Source organism: Paracoccus marinaquae (assembly GCF_018860165.1).
Classification (GTDB): Bacteria; Pseudomonadota; Alphaproteobacteria; order Rhodobacterales; family Rhodobacteraceae; genus Paracoccus; species Paracoccus marinaquae.
This window is the reverse complement of record NZ_JAHKNG010000004.1, coordinates 1-18,347: the sequence shown is the minus strand read 5'-3', so window position 1 is coordinate 18,347 and position 18,347 is coordinate 1. Positions and strand designations below refer to the sequence as shown.

Sequence of the window (18,347 nt, the reverse complement as noted above, 5' to 3'; positions counted from 1 at the left end):
AGCGGCACTGAGGCCGCATCGTGGAATGGGAGGAGAGACCATGTTCACCAGACTGGCCCTTGGGCTGACAGCCGCGCTTTCGCTGAGCCTGCCCGCCGCCGCCGAGACGCTGCGCCTGTCGCACAACACCGGCGACCAGACTACCTGGCAGAAGGGCGCCGACAAGTTCGCCGAACTGCTGGCGGCGGAAACCGGCGGCGCCTATGACGTGCGCGTCTTCCCCAATGCCCAGCTGTCGGGCGGCGACCAGATGAAGCAGGCCGAGATGACCGGCCGCGGCGCCATCGACCTGGTGCTGACCTCGGCCATCAACGTCACCCCGCTGGCGCCCGAGATGGCGGCCTTCTCGCTGCCCTATCTCTATCCTGATTACGCGGCGGTGGACCGCACCACGGCGGGTGCCGCCGGCGACAAGATGGAAGAGATCATGGAGGGCCACGGCATCCATGTGCTGGCCTGGGGCGAGAACGGCTTTCGCGAGGTCACGAATTCCAAGCGCCCGATCACCTCGCCCGCCGACATGGCCGGGCTGAAGATGCGCGTCGCCGGGCCGATGTATATCGACGTGATGAACGATCTGGGCGCCAACCCGCAGCAGATGCAATGGACCGAGACCTTCCCGGCGCTGCAGCAGGGCGTGGTGGACGGGCAGGAAAACCCGATCGGCGCGGTGATCATCCCGCAGCGCGTCTATGAGGTTCAGAAATACATCACCCCCTGGCATTACAGCTATGACCCGCTGTTCCTAGGCATCAGCAAGGCCAGGTGGGACGGCTTCGACGACGCCACCAAGGCGCAGTTCCAGAAGGCCGCCGACGAGGCCATGGCCTGGCAGATCCAGATCAGCCGCGATGCGACCGCCGAGGGGCTGGAGTTCCTGAAGGAACAGGGCATGGAGGTCTATGAGCCCTCGGCCGAGGAACTGGCCGCCTTCCGCGAGGCGACCAAGCCCAGCTTCGAGAAATGGTCGAACCAGATCGGCGCCGATATCGTCCAGCTGTTCACCGACGAAGCGAACGCGCAGTAGATGCGGCTGCTGGATCAGTTCGAAAGGATCGTCTGCGCGCTGCTGTTCCTGGCCATGACGGCGCTTGGCTTTGCCAATGTCGTCGTCCGCTACGGCACCAACCGCTCACTGGCCGCAACCGAGGAACTGCTGACCGGCGGCTTCGTTCTGGTCACGGTCTTCGGCGCCGCCATCGCCGCAAGGCGGGGCGAGCATCTGGCGGTCGAACTGATCTCGGACCTGCTGCCCGCCGGCCTGCGGCGGGCGGTCATCATCCTGGCCGCGCTGCTGTCGGTGCTGCTGCTGGCGGCCTCGATCTGGTTCAGCTGGCAACTGGTGCTGAACCAGATGGGCACGGGCATGCGCAGCTATGCGCTCGGCCTGCCGCTGTGGTGGTATTCGGCCGCCCTGCCCTTCGGCTTTGCGCTGGTGCTGATCCGCTATGTTCAGGCGGCGCTGCGAGGCCCCGATGCCTGAGATCGGCGCCGGAAGCCTGATGGTCGGGCTGTTCTTCCTGTTCCTGATCCTGCGCGTGCCGGTCGCCTTCGCGCTTGGCCTGTCGGCGCTGGCGGCGATGTGGCAGCTGGGCTTCGGCCTCGATCTGGTGGGCGACCTGCTGACCGCCGGCATCGGAAAATTCTCGCTGCTGGCGATCCCGTTCTTCATCCTTGCCGGCAACCTGATGGGAAGGCTGGGCATTGCCGACCGGATGATCCGCTTCTTTCGCGTCCTTGTCGGCGGCCTGCCCGGCGGCATGGGGCTGGTGGGCACCGTGGTCTGCCTGTTCTGGGGCGCGGTCAGCGGCTCGGGGCCGGCCTCGGTCGCCGCCATCGGCCCGATCATCATCCGCTCGATGGAAGAGGACGGCTATTCCCGCGCCTTCGCCGCCGGACTGGTCAGCACCGGGGCGGCGATGTCCATCGTCATCCCGCCCTCGATCGGGTTGATCATCTATGGCGTTCTGGCCGAAACCTCGATCGCCGATCTGTTCATCGCCGCGATCATTCCCGGCATCGTCTGCGGCGTGCTGATGCTGGCCGCCCTGCCCTTCGGCCGCGCCAGCGGCGCCACCGCAACCCGGGCGCTGATCCCCGATCCCTATCCCGGCCTCGCCTACGGCGCGGCGCTGTGGCGGGTCTTCATCGACAGCTTCTGGGGGCTGATGACGCCGGTGGTGATCCTTGGCGGCATCTATTCCGGCATCTTCACCCCGACCGAGGCCGCCGTGGTCGCCTCGGTCTATGCGCTGGCGGTGGGCGGGCTGGTCTATCGCACCCTGACCTTGCCCGGGCTTTACGAATGCCTCTCGGACAGTGCCGCGGGATCCTCGGTGGTGATGCTGGTCGTGGCCTATGCCGGCCTCTTCGGCTGGGTGGTGACCGTGGACGACCTGATCGGGCAGTATTCCGGCGCGCTGCTGGGCCTGTCCTCGAACCAGTGGGTGATCCTTGCGGTGATCATGCTGGTGGTGCTGGTCGCAGGCATGTTCATGGACGCGGTGACGATCATGTTCATCTGCCTGCCGATCTTCCTGCCGGTCATGCGCGAGCTGCAATGGGATCCGGTCTGGTTCGGGGTGCTGATCATGATCAACCTCGCCATCGGGCTGATCACGCCGCCGGTCGGCATCAACCTCTATGTCGCGGCGAACATCACCCGCCTGCCGCTCGAGCGGGTGGCCCGCGGCGCGCTGCCCTTCCTGCTGACCAGCCTGATCGGCCTCGTGGTCATCGCGGCCTTCCCGGTCCTGACCCGGATCATGCTGCCCTGACCGGGCAGCGGGTTGCCGGCCGCGGATGGTACAAAAACGGCATTGCTGCCGGACAAGGGGCAGGACTAGTGTGCCCGGGACAGAGAAGGAGTGGGCAATGGCTCAGAGCTATGAATTCGACACAATGACGGTTCACGCGGGCAGCGAGCCCGACCCGGCCACCGGCGCAAGGCAGGTACCGATCTACCAGACCACATCCTACGAGTTCCGCGATGCCGACCATGCCGCGCGCCTCTTCAACCTGCAGGAAGTGGGCTATATCTATTCGCGCCTGACCAACCCGACCGTGGCGGCGCTGCAGACCCGCGTCGCGGCGCTGGAAGGCGGCGCCGGCGCGGTCTGCTGTTCCTCGGGGCATGCGGCGCAGATCATGGCGCTGTTCCCGCTGATGGAGCCGGGCCGGAACATCGTCGCCTCGACCCGGCTCTATGGCGGCACCGTCACGCAGCTGGGCAATTCGATCAAGCGCTTTGGCTGGGCGACGAAATTCGTCGATCTGGACGATCTCGACGCCGTCCGCGCCGCCATCGACGACGACACCCGCGCCATCTTCTGCGAGTCGATCTCGAATCCCGGCGGCTATGTCACCGACATCCCCGCCATCGCCGCGATCGCCGATGCGGCAGGCATCCCGCTGATCGTGGACAACACGCTGGCCACGCCCTATCTCTGCCGCCCGATCGAGATGGGGGCGACGCTGGTCGTCCACAGCCTGACCAAGTTCATGACCGGCAACGGCACCGTCACCGGCGGCTGCGTCGTCGACAGCGGCAAGTTCGACTGGTCGGCCTCGGACAAGTTTCCCAGCCTGTCCCAGCCCGAGCCGGCCTATCACGGGCTGAATTTCCACCAGACCTTCGGCGCGCTGGCCTTCACCTTCCATGGCATCGCCATCGGACTGCGCGATCTGGGCATGACCATGAACCCGCAGGGCGCGCATTACACGCTGATGGGGATCGAGACGCTGGGGCTGCGCATGCCGCGCCATGTCGAGAACGCCATGAAGGTCGCGGAATGGCTGGAAAAGGACCCGCGCGTGACCGGCGTGACCTATGCCGGGCTGGCCTCGTCGCCCTGGAACGCGACGGCCAGGCGGCTTTATCCCAAGGGGGCCGGCTCGCTGTTCAACTTCGCGGTCAAGGGCGGATACGCGGCGGCGGTCAAGCTGGTCGATGCGCTGGACCTGTTCAGCCATGTCGCCAATCTGGGCGATGCCCGGTCGCTGGTCATCCACCCGGCCTCGACCACCCATCGCCAGTTGACCGAAGACCAGCAGCGCGCCGCCGGCGCCGCCCCGGAACTGGTGCGCCTCTCCATCGGCATCGAGGATCCGGCGGATCTGATCGCCGATCTCGATCAGGCGCTGGCCAGAGCGACCGCCTGACGCCGGAACGGCAGGACAGGCAAGCGGCATGGGCGCCCCCAAAGGGGCGCCCGTTTCTTTTCAGGCCATCACCATCGGCGGAACTCCTGCAGGACCGACGCGCCCGGAACGACTGCCGCTTGACAATCCGCGCAGGCTTTGGGACCTTCAGCGCCGTCAGGGGAGTCCCGCCGAAGGGACTGAGAGGCTGATTGGCGGGGCGACCCGCGGTGACGCGACCCTTTGAACCTGACCCAGTTGATACTGGCGTAGGAAGACCAAGGGGCGCGTGCCCTTTGGGCCATCGCGGCCCCTCGCGGACCGCAAGGGCCGCTTTCTGCCTCAATCGTCATCTCGGGTCTTTTCGAGTCGTGCCTGAGGAGACGCGCATGAAAGACCAGAACCCCGCCCCCCGGATCACCACCGGCCCGCTGCCGGCTTCCCGCAAGGTCTGGCATCCGGGCGAGCAGCACCCCGATATCCGCGTGCCGATGCGCGAGATCGACCTGCATCCCTCGGCCATGGAGCCGCCGGTCACGGTCTATGACAGCTCGGGCCCCTATAGCGACCCCGAGGTGCAGATCGACATCGCGGCGGGTCTTTCGCGCCTGCGCGAGGGCTGGATCACCGCCCGCAGCGATGTCGAGCGCTATGACGGCCGGGCGGTCAAGCCCGAGGATAACGGCTTTGTCTCGGGCGACCGGCTGACCCCGCAATTCCCGTTGCAGCACCGCCCCCTTCGGGCCAGGGGGACGCGGGCCGTCACCCAGATGGCCTATGCCCGCGCCGGCATCGTCACGCCCGAGATGGAATTCGTGGCGATCCGTGAAAACCTCGGCCGCCGGGCGGCGAAGGAAAAGCTGATCCGCGACGGCAATGACTGGGGCGCCGCCATCCCCGATCACGTCACCCCGGAATTCGTCCGCCGGGAGGTCGCCAGCGGCCGCGCCGTCATCCCCGCGAACATCAACCACCCCGAGATCGAGCCGATGATCATCGGCCGGAATTTCCTGGTGAAGATCAACGCCAATATCGGCAATTCCGCCGTCACCTCGTCGATGGAGGAAGAGGTCGAGAAGATGGTCTGGGCCACCCGCTGGGGCGCCGATACCGTCATGGACCTGTCGACCGGCCGCAATATCCACAACATCCGCGACTGGATCATCCGCAACAGCCCCGTGCCCATCGGTACCGTGCCGATCTATCAGGCGCTGGAAAAGGTGAACGGCATCGCCGAGGACCTGTCATGGGAGGTGTTCCGCGACACGCTGATCGAACAGGCCGAACAGGGCGTTGACTATTTCACCATCCATGCCGGCGTGCGTCTGCCCTTCATCCACCTGACCGCCGAGCGGGTCACGGGCATCGTCAGCCGCGGCGGCTCGATCATGGCGAAATGGTGCCTGCATCATCACCGCGAAAGCTTCCTCTACGAGCATTTCGACGAGATCTGCGACATCATGCGCGCCTATGATGTCAGCTTCAGCCTGGGCGACGGGCTGCGTCCGGGCAGTATCGCCGATGCCAATGACGCGGCGCAATTCGCCGAGCTGGAAACACTGGGCGAGCTGACCCAGATCGCCTGGGCCAAGGACTGTCAGGTGATGATCGAGGGGCCGGGCCATGTGCCGATGCACAAGATCAAGGAGAACATGGACAAGCAGCTGCGCCATTGCGGCGAGGCGCCGTTCTATACCCTGGGGCCGCTGACCACCGATATCGCGCCGGGCTATGACCATATCACCAGCGCCATCGGCGCGGCGATGATCGGATGGTTCGGCACCGCGATGCTGTGCTATGTCACGCCCAAGGAGCATCTGGGCCTGCCAGACCGGGACGACGTGAAGACCGGCGTCATCACCTACAAGATCGCCGCCCATGCCGCCGATCTGGCCAAGGGCCATCCGGCCTCGAAGATCCGCGACGACGCCCTGTCCCGCGCCCGCTTCGAGTTCCGCTGGGAGGATCAGTTCAACCTGTCGCTGGACCCCGAGACGGCGCGCGATTTCCACGACCAGACCCTGCCGAAAGAGGCGCACAAGGTCGCGCATTTCTGTTCCATGTGCGGGCCGAAATTCTGTTCGATGAAGATCAGCCACGACATCCGGGCCGAGGCGCGGGCCAAGGGCATGGAAGAGATGGCCGACAAGTACCGCGAGGGCGGCGATCTTTATATGCCGGTCGCTGAATGAGGTGACGGGCGGGCCGCACCGTCCCTCGGCAATGCCGGAATCGCAAACCCCGCCGTACCGGCGGGGTTTGTCCTTTCTGCATGGCACCCTTCGGGCACCAGCCGTGATCACTGTCCCAGGTGATCAGCAGCTGTAATACATCTGATACTCGACCGGATGGGGGGTATGCTCATAGGCATAGACCTCTTCCCATTTCAGGGCCATGTAGCCCTCCAGCTGGTCGCGGGTGAAGACATCGCCCGCCAGCAGGAAGTCCATGTCCTTCTCAAGCTCTTCCAGCGCCTCGCGCAGGCTGCCGCAGACGGTCGGGATTTCGGCCAGTTCCTCGGGCGGCAGGTCGTAGAGGTCCTTGTCCGAGGCCGGGCCCGGATCGATCTTGTTCTTGATCCCGTCGATGCCGGCCATCAGCAGCGCCGCGAAGCACAGATAGGGGTTGGCCGAGGGATCGGGGAAGCGGGCCTCGACGCGCTTGGCCTTGGGGCTTTCGGTCCACGGGATCCGCACGCAGCCCGAGCGGTTGCGGGCCGAATAGGCGCGCAGAACCGGCGCCTCGAAGCCCGGGATCAGCCGCTTGTAGCTGTTGGTCGAGGGGTTCGTCAGCGCGTTCAGCGCCTTGGCATGTTTCAGCACGCCGCCGATGAACCACAGCGCCTCCTGGCTCAGATCGGCATATTTGTCGCCCGCGAACAGCGGCTTGCCGCCCTTCCAGATCGACATGTTCACATGCATCCCCGAGCCGTTGTCGCCCTTCATCGGCTTCGGCATGAAGGTCACCGACTTGCCATAGGCGGCGGCGACATTGTGGATGACATACTTGTATTTCTGGATGTTGTCGGCCTGTTCGGTCAGCGAACCGAAGATCAGTCCCAGTTCGTGCTGGGCGGTGGCGACCTCGTGATGGTGCTTGTCGACCTTCATGCCCATGCGCTTCATGGTCGACAGCATCTCGCCGCGGATGTCCTGGCCGGCATCGATCGGGTTGACCGGGAAATAGCCGCCCTTGTGGCCGGCGCGATGCGCCTGGTTGCCCATCTCGTATTCGGTATCGGTGTTCCAGGCGGCATCAATGGCGTCGATCTGATAGCCGACCTTCTGCGGCGTGACCGAATAGCGCACGTCGTCGAAGATGAAGAACTCGGCCTCCGGGCCGAAATAGGCCGCATCGCCGATCCCCGAGGATTTCAGATAGGCCTCGGCCTTGACCGCCGTGCCGCGCGGATCGCGGCTGTAGGGCTCGCCCGTATCGGGCTCGACCACGTTGCAATGCACGCAAAGCGTCTTTTCGGCATAGAACGGATCGACATAGGCGCTGCTCGGATCCACGATCAGCTTCATGTCGGACTGGTCGATGGACTTCCAGCCGGCGATCGAGCTGCCGTCGAACATGAAGCCTTCCTCGAAGAAGTCCTCATCCACCAGATCCACGTCCAGCGTCACATGCTGAAGCTTGCCCTTGGGGTCGGTGAAGCGGACGTCGACATAGGCGACTTCCTCGTCCTTCATCAGCTTCAAGACATCCTTGATTTCCATCTCTTCCCTTTCTCGGTAAATACCGCCCGGCCAATCTGCTGCCGGGCGAAGTCCTGTTCTGGCGCGGGCCCGGGGTTACAGGGCGTCGTCGCCGGTCTCGCCGGTGCGGATGCGGATCGCCTGCTCGACCGGGGATACGAAGATCTTGCCGTCGCCGATCTTCTCGGTCCGGGCGGCGCCGACGATCGCGTCGATGGCCGCTTCGACCTGATCGTCCGCCAGCACCATCTCGATCTTCACCTTGGGCAGGAAATCGACGACATATTCCGCGCCGCGATACAGTTCGGTATGGCCCTTCTGACGGCCGAAGCCCTTGACCTCGGTGACCGACAGGCCCTGAACACCGGCCTCCTGCAGCGCCTCTTTCACATCGTCCAGCTTGAACGGCTTGATGATCGCCTCGATCTTTTTCATCGCTATTGATCCTTCCTCGCGGCTTGCCTGAAGCCTGATTGGCGGGTTTCATGGCAGGCGTAAATGCGGTGCGGCAAGGAAGACCGCTCCAAGACGGCCCATCGGACGATTATGCATAAATTTCGCGCTTGGAGTCTAAAATTTAGGCAATCATCATGTTGAATGGCACGGAAATTCTGACGACAGCCCAAATGCGCGCCATTGAAACCGCCGCCATGGACAGTGGCGCGGTGACCGGGCTGGACCTGATGGAGCGCGCGGGCGCCGCCGTCGCCGGGCAGATTCGCCTGCGATGGCCGAAGCCGGGACAGGCCACCGTGCTGTGCGGCCCGGGCAACAATGGCGGCGACGGATATGTCATCGCGCGGCTGCTGCACCGCGCCGGCTGGCGGCTGCGGGTGCTGGGGCTGGACAACATCCCCGGCCCCGATGCGGCCGAGATGAAGCGGCGCTGGTGCGAGATCGGGCCGATCGAGGCGCTGACCGGGGATGCGCTGCGCCGTCCGGGTGAAAGCAGTGATGTCTATGTCGATGCCATCTTCGGCACCGGCCTGGCCCGGCCGCCCGAGGGGGCGATTGCCGATATCCTGCGATATCTTGGCGGCAGCGGCGGCGACCGGGCGTTCTTCCGCGAAAGACTGGTCGCCGTGGATTGCCCCAGCGGGCTTTGCATGGATAGCGGCGCCTTTCTGGGCCGGCGGCGGCAGCCCGGCGATTATGACCTGCAGGCCCGCCTGACCGTCGCCTTCGACAGCCCGAAACCCGGGCATCTGCTGGAACGCGGCCCGGAAAGCTGTGGCGAACTGGTCATCGCGGATATCGGCCTGCAGGACTGGCGCATCATCGAGCCGGGGCGCGCCAGGTCGTTGCGGCCACCGGCCCTGACCGCGATCTGGCCCCTATTCGCGATCCCCGACCGCCGCAGGATGGGGTTCGAAAGCCTGAAGCGCGGTGCCTGGCTGGCCAAGCGGGAAAGCCGTGCCGGCCACAAGTTCGAGCATGGCCATGCGCTGATCATCGCCGGCGATTTCGGTCATGGCGGCGCCGCCCGTCTGGCCGCGCGTGCAGCCTTGCGGGCAGGCGCGGGCCTGGTCACCATCTGCCCGCCCCGGTCGGCGATGGTCGAGCATCTCGGCCCTCCCGATGCCCTGATGCGCCGGCCGGTGGATGAGGCTGCCGATCTGGCCCGGATCCTCGAGGACAAGCGGATCACAGCGCTTTGCCTTGGTCCGGGCTGCGGTGTGGATCGCGCGGCAGAGCTGCTGCCCGTCGCGCTGGCCTCGGGGCGGGCCTGCCTTCTCGACGCCGATGCCCTGACGGCGCTGGCCGCATCCGGTCTGGAGGGGCTGCATGCCGACTGCGTCCTGACGCCCCATCGCGGCGAGTTTGCCCGCCTGTTCCCCGATCTGGCCGAACGGCTGGCCGGGCCGCAGCCACCGGGTCCGACCGGCGATCCGGATCAGCAGTCGCATGACCGGGACGCCTATCGCGCCGCCCTGGCCGGGATGCATGGGCCGGCCTTCTCGAAGATCGACGCGGCGCGCGCCGCCGCCGGGCGCGCGGGCGCGACCGTCCTGCTGAAAGGGCCGGATACGGTGATCGCCGAGCCGTCGCGCGCCCGCGCCCCGCGCCTCGACCGGCCGGGGCGTGCCGCGATTCATTCCGCCTTCGATGTGCCATGGCTTGCCACCGCGGGGGCGGGCGATGTTCTGGCCGGCCTGATCACGGGTCTGCTGGCGCGCGATCTGAACCCTTTCAGCGCGGCGACGACCGGGGCCTGGCTGCATGCCGCCGCGGCCCGCCAGGCCGGTCCCGGCCTGATCGCCGACGACCTGCCGGAACGGATCCCCGATGTCCTCGATCAGGCAGCATCCGGGGCGGGCGGCGATCCATGACGGAGAACGAGCCATGCCACGACGGCATTCGGATCCGGCTGGAAAAGCGTGAGGGGTCATGAGCCGCGAGATCGTCAACCGGATCTGCGCCGCCCTGCCCGGCGCCGCGGTCAGCGACCCCTGGGGCGGCGGGCATGACTGCTGGAAGGTCGGCGGCAAGATGTTCGCCGCTATCGGCGCCGTGAACGGGGCGGTCGCGGTCAAGACCGACGGCATCGAGACCGCCGAAATGCTGATCGAGGCCGGCCCGGCCCGTCGCGCGGCCTATTTCCATCGCAGTTGGGTCGAACTGCCGCTGGACAGTCCCGAGGACGAGGTGCGTCATCGCATCGAGACGAGCTACCGCATCATCCGCCAAAGCCTGCCGAAGAAAGTTCAGGCGGAACTGGCAGCCTTCTGAGCCGGCCATGGCATCCGTTTCAGCATCGCCATCGCAACATGGCTTTCGCCGCGACACCGGATTCCGGTTCGACTGTAGTCAGCGGAACAGCACCAGCGAGCCGGGCGACCAGGCCAGTCTGGTCCGGGTGCCCACATCCTGCACGTCGCGGCCGAAGAGGTTTCGCATCGAGATCCGCACTGTCCGCGCGCCGCCATCCAGCCGCGCCGAGCCGTCCAGCCGCAGGTCGTAATAGGTCATGTCGCCGTAATAGACGACCTCGTCGATGGTCGCCCCGGTCTCTCGCGGCTGCGTATGGGGCTGGCCGGGGCCGATCAGGGTCATCGTCTCGGGGCGGAAGCCGACGATGACGACCTCGTCATCGGCATTGGCGCGGCTGATCTGGCGCGCGGGCAGATCGACCTCGCCCAGACCGGCAATCTCGACCTTCGCGCCCTCGCCGTTCTCCGACAGGATCCGCGCCGGCAGGAAGTTCATCACCCCGATGAAATCCGCCACCCGGCGGTTGACCGGCCGGGCATAGAGCGCCTCGGGGCCGTCCAGTTGCGCGATCTCGCCCTCGAACATCACGGCGATGCGGTCGGACATGACCAGCGCCTCTTCCTGATCGTGGGTGACCAGAACGAAGGTGATGCCGACCTGCCGCTGCAGCTTGATCAGTTCGACCTGCATCTGTTCGCGCATCTTGCGGTCCAGCGCCGACAGCGGTTCGTCCAGCAACAGGACCTTGGGCTTCAGGATCAGCGCGCGGGCCAGCGCCACCCGCTGCCGCTGGCCGCCCGACAGGGCATGGGCGGCGCGGGCGCCGTAACCCTTGAGGCCGACCATCGCCAGCGCCTCATCGACCAGCCTGGCCTTTTCGTCCTTGCCGCGCGGATCGCGGCGCAGCCCGAAGGCGACGTTCTGGGCGACGGTCAGATGCGGGAAGATCGCATAGGACTGAAACACCATGTTGGTCGGACGCTTGTTCGCCGGCACCTCCTCCATGCGGTTGCCGTCGATCAGCACGGCACCGGACGAGATATCCTCGAAGCCCGCGATGGTGCGCAGAAGCGTGGTCTTGCCGCAGCCCGACGGCCCCAGAAGCGAAAAGAACTCGCCCTCGCGGATGGTCAGGTTGATGCCGCGCAGGGCGTGATAGTCGCCATAGTATTTCTGGACATCCTGACATTCGATCATCGGCCGGGCCGCATCCAGTACATCGTGGCGGGTTTCTGTCACAGGAAGCCTCCGGTCTCTTTGCCGCCGATCCGCGCATTGCCGCGGCGGCGGAAATATTCGCCGATCGCCAGCAGGCAGATCGACAGCGCCACCAGCACCGTGCCAAGCGCCATGATCATCGGGATCTGCTTGGGGAAACGCAGCTGGCTGAAGATATAGGTGGGCAGGGTCGGCTCGCTGCCCGCCAGGAAGAAGGCGATGATGAATTCGTCCAGGCTGATGGTGAAGGAAATCAGCAGCGCCGAGACGATCCCCGGCATCACCAGCGGCAGGGTGATCAGGCGGAACGCGCTCCATTTCGTTTCGCCCAGGTCATAGGCGGCCTCCTCCAGCGACTTGTCCAGGCTGGAAAAGGCCGTGGACAGGATGGCGATGGCATAGGGCATGCAGATCAGCGTATGGCCGAAGATGACGGTCAGGATCGACAGCTCGATCCCCACGCCCAACAGCACGACCAGCAGCGACATGGCGACGATGATCTCGGGCAGGACCATGGGCAGCATGATGAAGCCCATGATGCCGCCCTTGCCCGGAAAGCTGAACCGGGTCGAGGCGCGGGCGGCGAAGATGCCGAAACAGGTGGCGAGGACCGAGGCCGAGACGGCGATGGTCAGCGAATTGCCAAGCGCCCGGCGCAGCGTCGCGTTCTCCCACATCTGCCCGAACCAGTCGGTGGTGAAGCCCTGCAGCGGAAAGGCGATGATGGTGCCGGAATTGAAGGCGAACAGCGGCAGCAGCAGGATCGGCGCGTAAAGGAACAGCAGGTAGAACAGCGCGTAAAGCCGCAGCCCGCTGCCCCGGAACATCCCCGCCTTCATTGCCGCACCTTCAGGAAGCGGCGGTTCAGGAACAGGAAGATCAGGCTGACCACGGCGACGATCAGCATCGCGGTGACCGCCAGCGCCGATCCCAGGGGTCGGTTGTCCAGCGCCAGCATCTGCACCTGGATCAGGTTGGCGATCATCGGGATCTTGCCGCCGCCGATCAGTTCGGGCGTCACATAGTCGCCGATGGTCGGGATGAAGACGATCAGCGTGGCCGCGATCACCCCCGGCATCGCCAGCGGCAGCGTCACCCGCCAGAAGGTCATCGCCCGGCTTTCGCCCAGATCACGCCCGGCTTCCAGCAGCGACCGGTCGATCTTTTCCAGCGAGACGAAGATCGGCAGGATGGCGAAGGGCGCATAGGCATGGGCCAGCGTCAGCACGATGGAATTCACGTTATAGAGGATGAAGGTCAGCGGCTCGTCGATGATGCCAAGCCCCGTCAGGGTCGAGTTGATGACGCCGTTATAGCCAAGGATCACCTTCCACAGGAACACCCGGATCAGATAGCTGGTCCAGAAGGGAATGGTGATCAGGAACAGCCACATCGACTTTCGCTCGGGCCGGACCATGAAGCTGACGTAATAGGCGATGGGAAAGGCCAGCGCGACCGTGACCAGCGTCACCAGCGCCGAGACGAACAGCGAACGCAGCATGATCTTGCGCACGATCGGATCGGCCCAGACCTGCAGATAGTTGTCGAGGGTGAATTCGCGGATGACCTCGAGATAGCCGTCCTTCAGAAAGCTGTAGGTCAGGATGGTCAGCAGCGGCGCGGCAAGGATGACCAGCGCGTAAAGGAATGGCGGCGCCATCAGGGTCAACCCCTGCCTTGCCTCTGCATCCAGTCCGGATTTTGCCATGTCACGATCCCTGTCGGAGCCCGCTTCAATCGGGTCTTCGTCAATTTCTTCCACAGCAAGGCCGTGATGGGAAGGATTTTTTCGCGCCGGGCGCGGTCCGGGCCTAGCGCCACCAGCGCCCGGTCAGGGCCAGCCGGGCCAGCGAGGCGCGCCGCTGGAAGGGGGATATCTCGGGCACTTCGCTGAAGCAGTCGATATTGCCGCGCTCGACCTCGATCAGGAAGCGCGGCACCCGCGGACCGGGATAGAGTGCGGCGGCCACGGCCTTCGGCACGGCGCGCTGACCACGCGCGGCCCGGCGCAGCGACTCGCGCGCGATTCCGGCCAGACGCAGCACGTCCTGCGGCCGCGCCCCTTCCAGCCCCAGCCCCAGCGGCTGCAGCTGTGGCAGGGCGCGCAGCCAGCTGGCCAGCCCCGCGCCGAGCGCATGATCGGCCACCACCCCGCGCGCGGCGACCGGCGCGCCCAGCCGCTGCGCCGCGATCCACATCAGCGCCCCCGCCGTCGCATCGACGTAAGAAATCACCGCCTCGGGATTGCTCAGCGGCTCGCGGGCGCAGTCGCGAAAACGCGCCTCGGCCAGCGGCACCAGATCGCCGGCGTCCTGCCCCCAGGCCTCCCAGAGCGGGCTCAGCACATCATGCAGCGGCGGCGCCGTGCCGCGCCCCATCCCGGTCAGCCGGTCAATCCACCATTGCAGCCGCATCTCGGCCAGCATCGGCTCGTTGGCCTGAAACGGTGCCCGGGCAAGCTCGAGGTTCAGCGCGTAAAGCGTGATGAGGGCCGGCCGATGCGCCGGCTCGGCCACCAGCACGGCGCCAAAGCGGTCGGGATCCTGGCGGCGCAGGGTCTCGGTGCAGACCTCCAGCGTCACGATGCGCCAAGGCTCCGGGCCAGATCGGCCAGACGGGAGGCATCATAGCCCGGTGTCAGCGACCATTCCGCCCCCTGCGGCGTGTCCTTGACCTCGACCCCGGCGGCGGCAAAGCCGTCGCGGATCGCGTCTGCACGGGCGAAATCGCGGGCCTTGCGCGCCGCGGCCCGCGCCACCAGCAGCGCCTCGATCCGCGCGGCGGCGTCTTCGCCGGCCTCGGCCCAGCCACCCATCCCGGGCAGCAGCAGCCCCAGCAGATGCGCCCCCGCCAGCAGGTTCGCGGCATCGCCCTGCCCGGCCAGCTCGTGCAACACCGCAATGGCGCCCGCGGTGTTCAGGTCGTCGGCCAGCGCGGCGATGACGGCGGGCGCCGGGCTCGCGGCGGGCTCGATGCCCGCCGCGAGCCCACCCCCCCCCCCCCCCCCCCACGCCACCGCCGAAGCACCGCTTCGGCTTCCGCGCGCTTCGTCTCGGTCCAGTCCATCGGCTTGCGGTAATGCGTCGACAGCATGACAAAGCGGATCACCTCGCCCGGCACGCCGCGATCCAGAAGATCGCGCACGGTGAAGAAATTGCCCAGCGACTTGGACATCTTCTTGCCCTCGACCTGCAGCATCTCGTTATGCAGCCAGACCTGGGCGAAGGACGCCTGCGGGTGGGCGCAGCAGCTTTGCGCGACCTCGTTCTCGTGATGCGGGAACTGCAGGTCGATGCCGCCGCCATGAATGTCGAAACTCGGCCCCAGCAGCGCCTCGGACATGGCCGAGCATTCGATATGCCAGCCGGGCCGCCCCCGGCCCCAGGGGCTGTCCCAGCCGGGCAGATCGTCGTCCGAGGGTTTCCACAGAACGAAATCCATCGGGTCACGCTTGAAGGGCGCGACCTCGACCCGGGCGCCGGCGATCATGTCGTCGACCGAACGGCCCGAGAGCTTGCCGTAATCCGGGAATGAGCGCACGTCGAACAGCACATGCCCCTCGGCCGCATAGGCGTGGCCGCGCGCGATCAGCGTCTCGATCATGGCGATCATCTGCGGGATATATTCGGTCGCGCGCGGCTCGTGATCGGGCGGGGCGGCGCCAAGGGCCGCCATGTCGGCGCGGTACCAGGCGATGGTTTCCTCGGCCCGCTCGGCGATCAGATCCTCCAACGACAGCGGGCTGCCCAGGCGCTTGCGGCGCTGCGCCTCGGCGTTGATCTTGTCGTCCACGTCGGTGATGTTGCGCACATAGGTGACATGATCCGCGCCATGAAGATGGCGCAGCAGCCGCACCAGCACGTCGAAGACCAGCGTCGGGCGGGCATTGCCCAGATGGGCGCGGTCATAGACGGTCGGCCCGCAGAGATAGAGCCGGACATTCGCCGGATCCAGCGGCGCGAAGACCTCTTTCCTGCGGGTGCGGGTGTTCGTCAGCCGGATCTCGACCATCGCGTGCCTCATCTGCCAGTCGGCGGGGTTTACCGCATCGGGTCGTGGCTTTCCACCCATTCGATCTGTCGCGGCAGGCTGTGCCGCTCAAGGTCGTAATCCGCAAGGATCGTCTGCCGCGCCGCGGCGCGCAGGCGCGGGGCATCGGGATCGCCCGCCAGCCCCCGGATCAGCGCCGCCGACAGCGCGCCAAGATCGAAGAACGGCACCAGCCGGCCGTTCCGGCCGTCGCGGATCAGTTCGCGCACCGGCGCCGTATCCGAGGCCACGACATAGCCGCCGGCCGACAGCGCCTCGGTCAGCGACCATGACAGCACGAAGGGATAGGTCAGGTAGCAATGCACCCGCGCCAGCTGGATCAGCGACAGGTATTGCGCATAGGGCAGGCGGCCGAGGAAATGCACCCGCGACAGGTCCAGACGGTCGCCCAGTTCGGCCAGCATGATCTCTTTCCAGCCGCGGCCGTCCTTCGGCGCGCTGCCATAGCTGACGCCGTCGCCGCCGACCAGAACCACCTGCGCCCCGGGCCGCGCCGCCAGCACCTCGGGCAGCGCGCGCATGAACACGTGAAAGCCGCGATAGGGTTCCAGCGAGCGTGACACGAAGCTGAGAACCTCGTCGCCGGCCCGCAACTCGCGCCCGTCGGGCAGGGTCAGGCGGGCCTCCGGGTCGGGGCAGACCCGGGTGGTGTCGATGCCGTCATGGATCACGGTGATCTTGACGCGCAGCTCGGGCGGGAAGCTGTCGGCCTGATAGCGGGTGGGCGCGATCGCCGCGTCGGCCTGGACGATGCCCTGGATCAGATGGGCGGAACGGGCCACGGTCATGAACCGCCCCTCGTCGCTGTCGGGATGCATCTCGGGGTCGAAGCCCACATCCTCGCCGCGGGTGCGATACATCAGTTCGGCATAGACCAGCAGCTTCGCATCGGGCCAGATCTCGCGCAGAAACAGCGTCTCGCCCCAACCGGTATGGCCGATGATCAGGTCGGGCGTGAAGCCGTGCCGGTCGCGCAAGGCCCGCGCCCCGCGCGCGGCCAGAAGGCCCCGTTCGGCGAAATCGGAATAGTTGCGGCCCAGCATGCCATTGGTCGTGACCGGCTCGGGCGCCTTGTAGCGGACGGTCCTGACCGGGCTGGGGCGCTCGTTCTTCTCGTCGGTCATGGCCAGAACCTCATGGCCGCGCCGGGCCAGTGCCGGGGCCAGATGCGGGAACTGGCCCGGAAAGTTCTGATGGACGAACAGGATGCGCATGGGCGTCAGTTAGCCGCTTCGGAATCACCGCGCAACAGCGGCGTGTGTTGCGCCGGATCCGCCGCGCAACACGGGCGCAGGCAGGGGCGCGAAAATGCCGGAAAATGCCGGAAAACCGACGGCACGATCCGTCCACGGCGCGTGCACAGGGCGTGCACAGCCCGTACACAGGTTGCGCACGCCGGAGGCGGCAAGAACGCAACGCCGGCGCCGGTTCCCGCGAAAGGCTGCAACAGGCCCGCGCCGCATCACATGCCCGGGACGAGTTTGCCCCCGGCCCGGTACGGTTCCAGACAGCGGTTGACCTCGCCGATCCGGTCGAAGTGAAAAACCCTGTCGATGACCGGATCGAGCCTGCCCTGATCGCTCAGCACCGCCTCATCGGCCGGTTCGGTGCCGCCGGGATGCATGGCGAGGAAGCGACAGGAGGCGCCGTGACGGCGCGCATTTGCCGATGAGCGTCCCCGCAGTTGGCCTTCGCTGCGTGCTGGCCACACGAACTGGGAATGAGGCGGGGGCGGAAGTGCAGTTTGGCAAGTGGACACAAAGATCCGCTCTACCGTGCATTGCAGACTTCGAGGCGGATTGTACACAGCGTGCACGCTAAAGACACCAAATGCCCTGCCGCGATGCGCTTGGCGCCATGGACTTGATTGTTCGGAAACTCCTGCGACTCGGCCCTGACCGCGAACCTTCGCTCCATGCCTTTTCCCGTTCAGGGTTGAAGCGATCCATCGAAAGTTCTTCGTATCAAGTTGTCTTCCAAAGAACGATCGACAATATACGGCCCCACGATCCGGTGCGAAGCGGTCTGACTAAACTAAGGAAATTAAATGAACTTCTGGAAAATAGAGGCGGACAGCTTCGGAGGAGCCCTGCGGCTTGCGGCGGGTGTCGGTCTCGGGGTGGTGGCCCTGGTCGCAGTGACTGCGGCAGCATCAATTGGCTTGATCGGCCTACTGTCGAAGAGCGATGTAATGGCCGACGCGAGCGAGGTGGTCGGGGGGTTCTTTGACTACTATGCGAATACCGTAGGCCTTGCGGTGGCATTCGTTGCGGGTCTCGCAACGATCTTCTTGGCACTTCAGGCGCTGCGGGTCTCGTCGAACCAGACCGCGCTGACCGCCCGGCAAACCTTCAACGAAGACGTCCGAGAGTTTCGAAAGGAGATCGCCAAAGCGGATCGGGAGTGTCAGGAACTCTGTGTATCTGATCCGGCCCATGCAGTTTCAGATACTCAAGCGGCGAAGCGCTCGCCGAACATTATGGCGAACTGGTTGCGGGCCGCAAACCATTCCCGGACGTTTCGGCC

General features: G+C 66.1%; 16 protein-coding genes and 1 pseudogene. 9 read left to right on the top strand and 8 right to left on the bottom strand.

Going from position 1 to position 18,347, the window contains the following annotated elements; translation table 11 throughout:
* The first annotated feature begins 40 nt into the window (after positions 1-40).
* The 5 genes from KNW02_RS03690 (at position 41) to thiC (ending at position 6,332) form a co-directional block, all read left to right on the top strand.
* Positions 41-1,027 (top strand): DctP family TRAP transporter solute-binding subunit, encoded by a 987-nt coding sequence (locus KNW02_RS03690; RefSeq protein WP_216031922.1) that lies wholly within the window; start codon positions 41-43, stop codon positions 1,025-1,027.
* Positions 1,028-1,483: a TRAP transporter small permease gene (locus KNW02_RS03685; protein ID WP_216031921.1), complete on the top strand. Its 456-nt coding sequence runs from the start codon at positions 1,028-1,030 to the stop codon at positions 1,481-1,483.
* A complete protein-coding gene (locus KNW02_RS03680) occupies positions 1,476-2,777 on the top strand; it encodes a TRAP transporter large permease (RefSeq protein ID WP_216031920.1) in 1,302 nt (433 codons plus the stop codon). Before KNW02_RS03685 ends, KNW02_RS03680 begins: the two co-directional genes overlap by 8 nt.
* A gap of 97 nt (positions 2,778-2,874) precedes the next feature.
* Positions 2,875-4,161, top strand: coding sequence for an O-acetylhomoserine aminocarboxypropyltransferase/cysteine synthase family protein (locus KNW02_RS03675; protein WP_216031919.1), 1,287 nt, complete (start codon positions 2,875-2,877; stop codon positions 4,159-4,161).
* A gap of 368 nt (positions 4,162-4,529) precedes the next feature.
* On the top strand, positions 4,530-6,332 hold the full coding sequence (gene thiC, locus KNW02_RS03670; protein WP_216031918.1) for a phosphomethylpyrimidine synthase ThiC: 1,803 nt from the start codon (positions 4,530-4,532) through the stop codon (positions 6,330-6,332).
* Between the two features lie 123 nt (positions 6,333-6,455).
* On the opposite strand, the gene glnA is transcribed toward thiC, so the two are convergent.
* Positions 6,456-7,862 carry a type I glutamate--ammonia ligase gene (gene glnA / locus KNW02_RS03665; RefSeq protein ID WP_216031917.1) on the bottom strand — a complete coding sequence of 469 codons (1,407 nt, stop codon included), beginning with the start codon at positions 7,860-7,862 and terminating at the stop codon, positions 6,456-6,458.
* 75 nt (positions 7,863-7,937) lie between these two features.
* Positions 7,938-8,276, bottom strand: a complete 339-nt coding sequence (locus KNW02_RS03660; protein ID WP_216031916.1) for a P-II family nitrogen regulator — start codon at positions 8,274-8,276, stop codon at positions 7,938-7,940.
* A 155-nt stretch (positions 8,277-8,431) separates the two neighbouring features.
* Between KNW02_RS03660 and KNW02_RS03655 the strand changes: the two genes are divergently transcribed.
* Both KNW02_RS03655 and KNW02_RS03650 read left to right on the top strand, forming a co-directional pair.
* Positions 8,432-10,171, top strand: coding sequence for an NAD(P)H-hydrate epimerase (locus KNW02_RS03655; protein ID WP_216031915.1), 1,740 nt, complete (start codon positions 8,432-8,434; stop codon positions 10,169-10,171).
* 58 nt (positions 10,172-10,229) lie between these two features.
* A complete protein-coding gene (locus KNW02_RS03650) occupies positions 10,230-10,571 on the top strand; it encodes an MmcQ/YjbR family DNA-binding protein (RefSeq protein ID WP_216031914.1) in 342 nt (113 codons plus the stop codon).
* A 78-nt stretch (positions 10,572-10,649) separates the two neighbouring features.
* On the opposite strand, the gene KNW02_RS03645 is transcribed toward KNW02_RS03650, so the two are convergent.
* From KNW02_RS03645 to KNW02_RS03620, 6 genes and pseudogenes are all read right to left on the bottom strand, one after another.
* Positions 10,650-11,750: an ABC transporter ATP-binding protein gene (locus KNW02_RS03645; RefSeq protein ID WP_216032068.1), complete on the bottom strand. Its 1,101-nt coding sequence runs from the start codon at positions 11,748-11,750 to the stop codon at positions 10,650-10,652.
* A gap of 38 nt (positions 11,751-11,788) precedes the next feature.
* Positions 11,789-12,598 carry an ABC transporter permease gene (locus KNW02_RS03640; RefSeq protein ID WP_216031913.1) on the bottom strand — a complete coding sequence of 270 codons (810 nt, stop codon included), beginning with the start codon at positions 12,596-12,598 and terminating at the stop codon, positions 11,789-11,791.
* An 8-nt stretch (positions 12,599-12,606) separates the two neighbouring features.
* Positions 12,607-13,479, bottom strand: coding sequence for an ABC transporter permease (locus KNW02_RS03635; RefSeq protein ID WP_216031912.1), 873 nt, complete (start codon positions 13,477-13,479; stop codon positions 12,607-12,609).
* Between the two features lie 103 nt (positions 13,480-13,582).
* The gene (locus KNW02_RS03630; protein WP_216031911.1) at positions 13,583-14,353 is read right to left on the bottom strand and encodes a squalene/phytoene synthase family protein; all 771 of its coding nucleotides are present in this window, start codon (positions 14,351-14,353) and stop codon (positions 13,583-13,585) included.
* Positions 14,350-15,782 (bottom strand): annotated as a pseudogene (gene cysS, locus KNW02_RS03625) (cysteine--tRNA ligase). The gene KNW02_RS03630 and the pseudogene cysS overlap by 4 nt, the downstream one beginning before the upstream one ends.
* Positions 15,783-15,811: 29 nt before the next feature.
* The gene (locus KNW02_RS03620; protein ID WP_216031910.1) at positions 15,812-17,035 is read right to left on the bottom strand and encodes a glycosyltransferase; all 1,224 of its coding nucleotides are present in this window, start codon (positions 17,033-17,035) and stop codon (positions 15,812-15,814) included.
* Positions 17,036-17,139: 104 nt separating this feature from the next.
* On the opposite strand from KNW02_RS03620, the gene KNW02_RS03615 reads away from it, so the two are divergent.
* A complete protein-coding gene (locus KNW02_RS03615; RefSeq protein WP_216031909.1) occupies positions 17,140-17,493 on the top strand; it encodes a hypothetical protein in 354 nt (117 codons plus the stop codon).
* A gap of 375 nt (positions 17,494-17,868) precedes the next feature.
* On the top strand, positions 17,869-18,347 hold a 479-nt coding region (locus KNW02_RS03610), incomplete at its 3' end, for a hypothetical protein (RefSeq protein WP_216031908.1).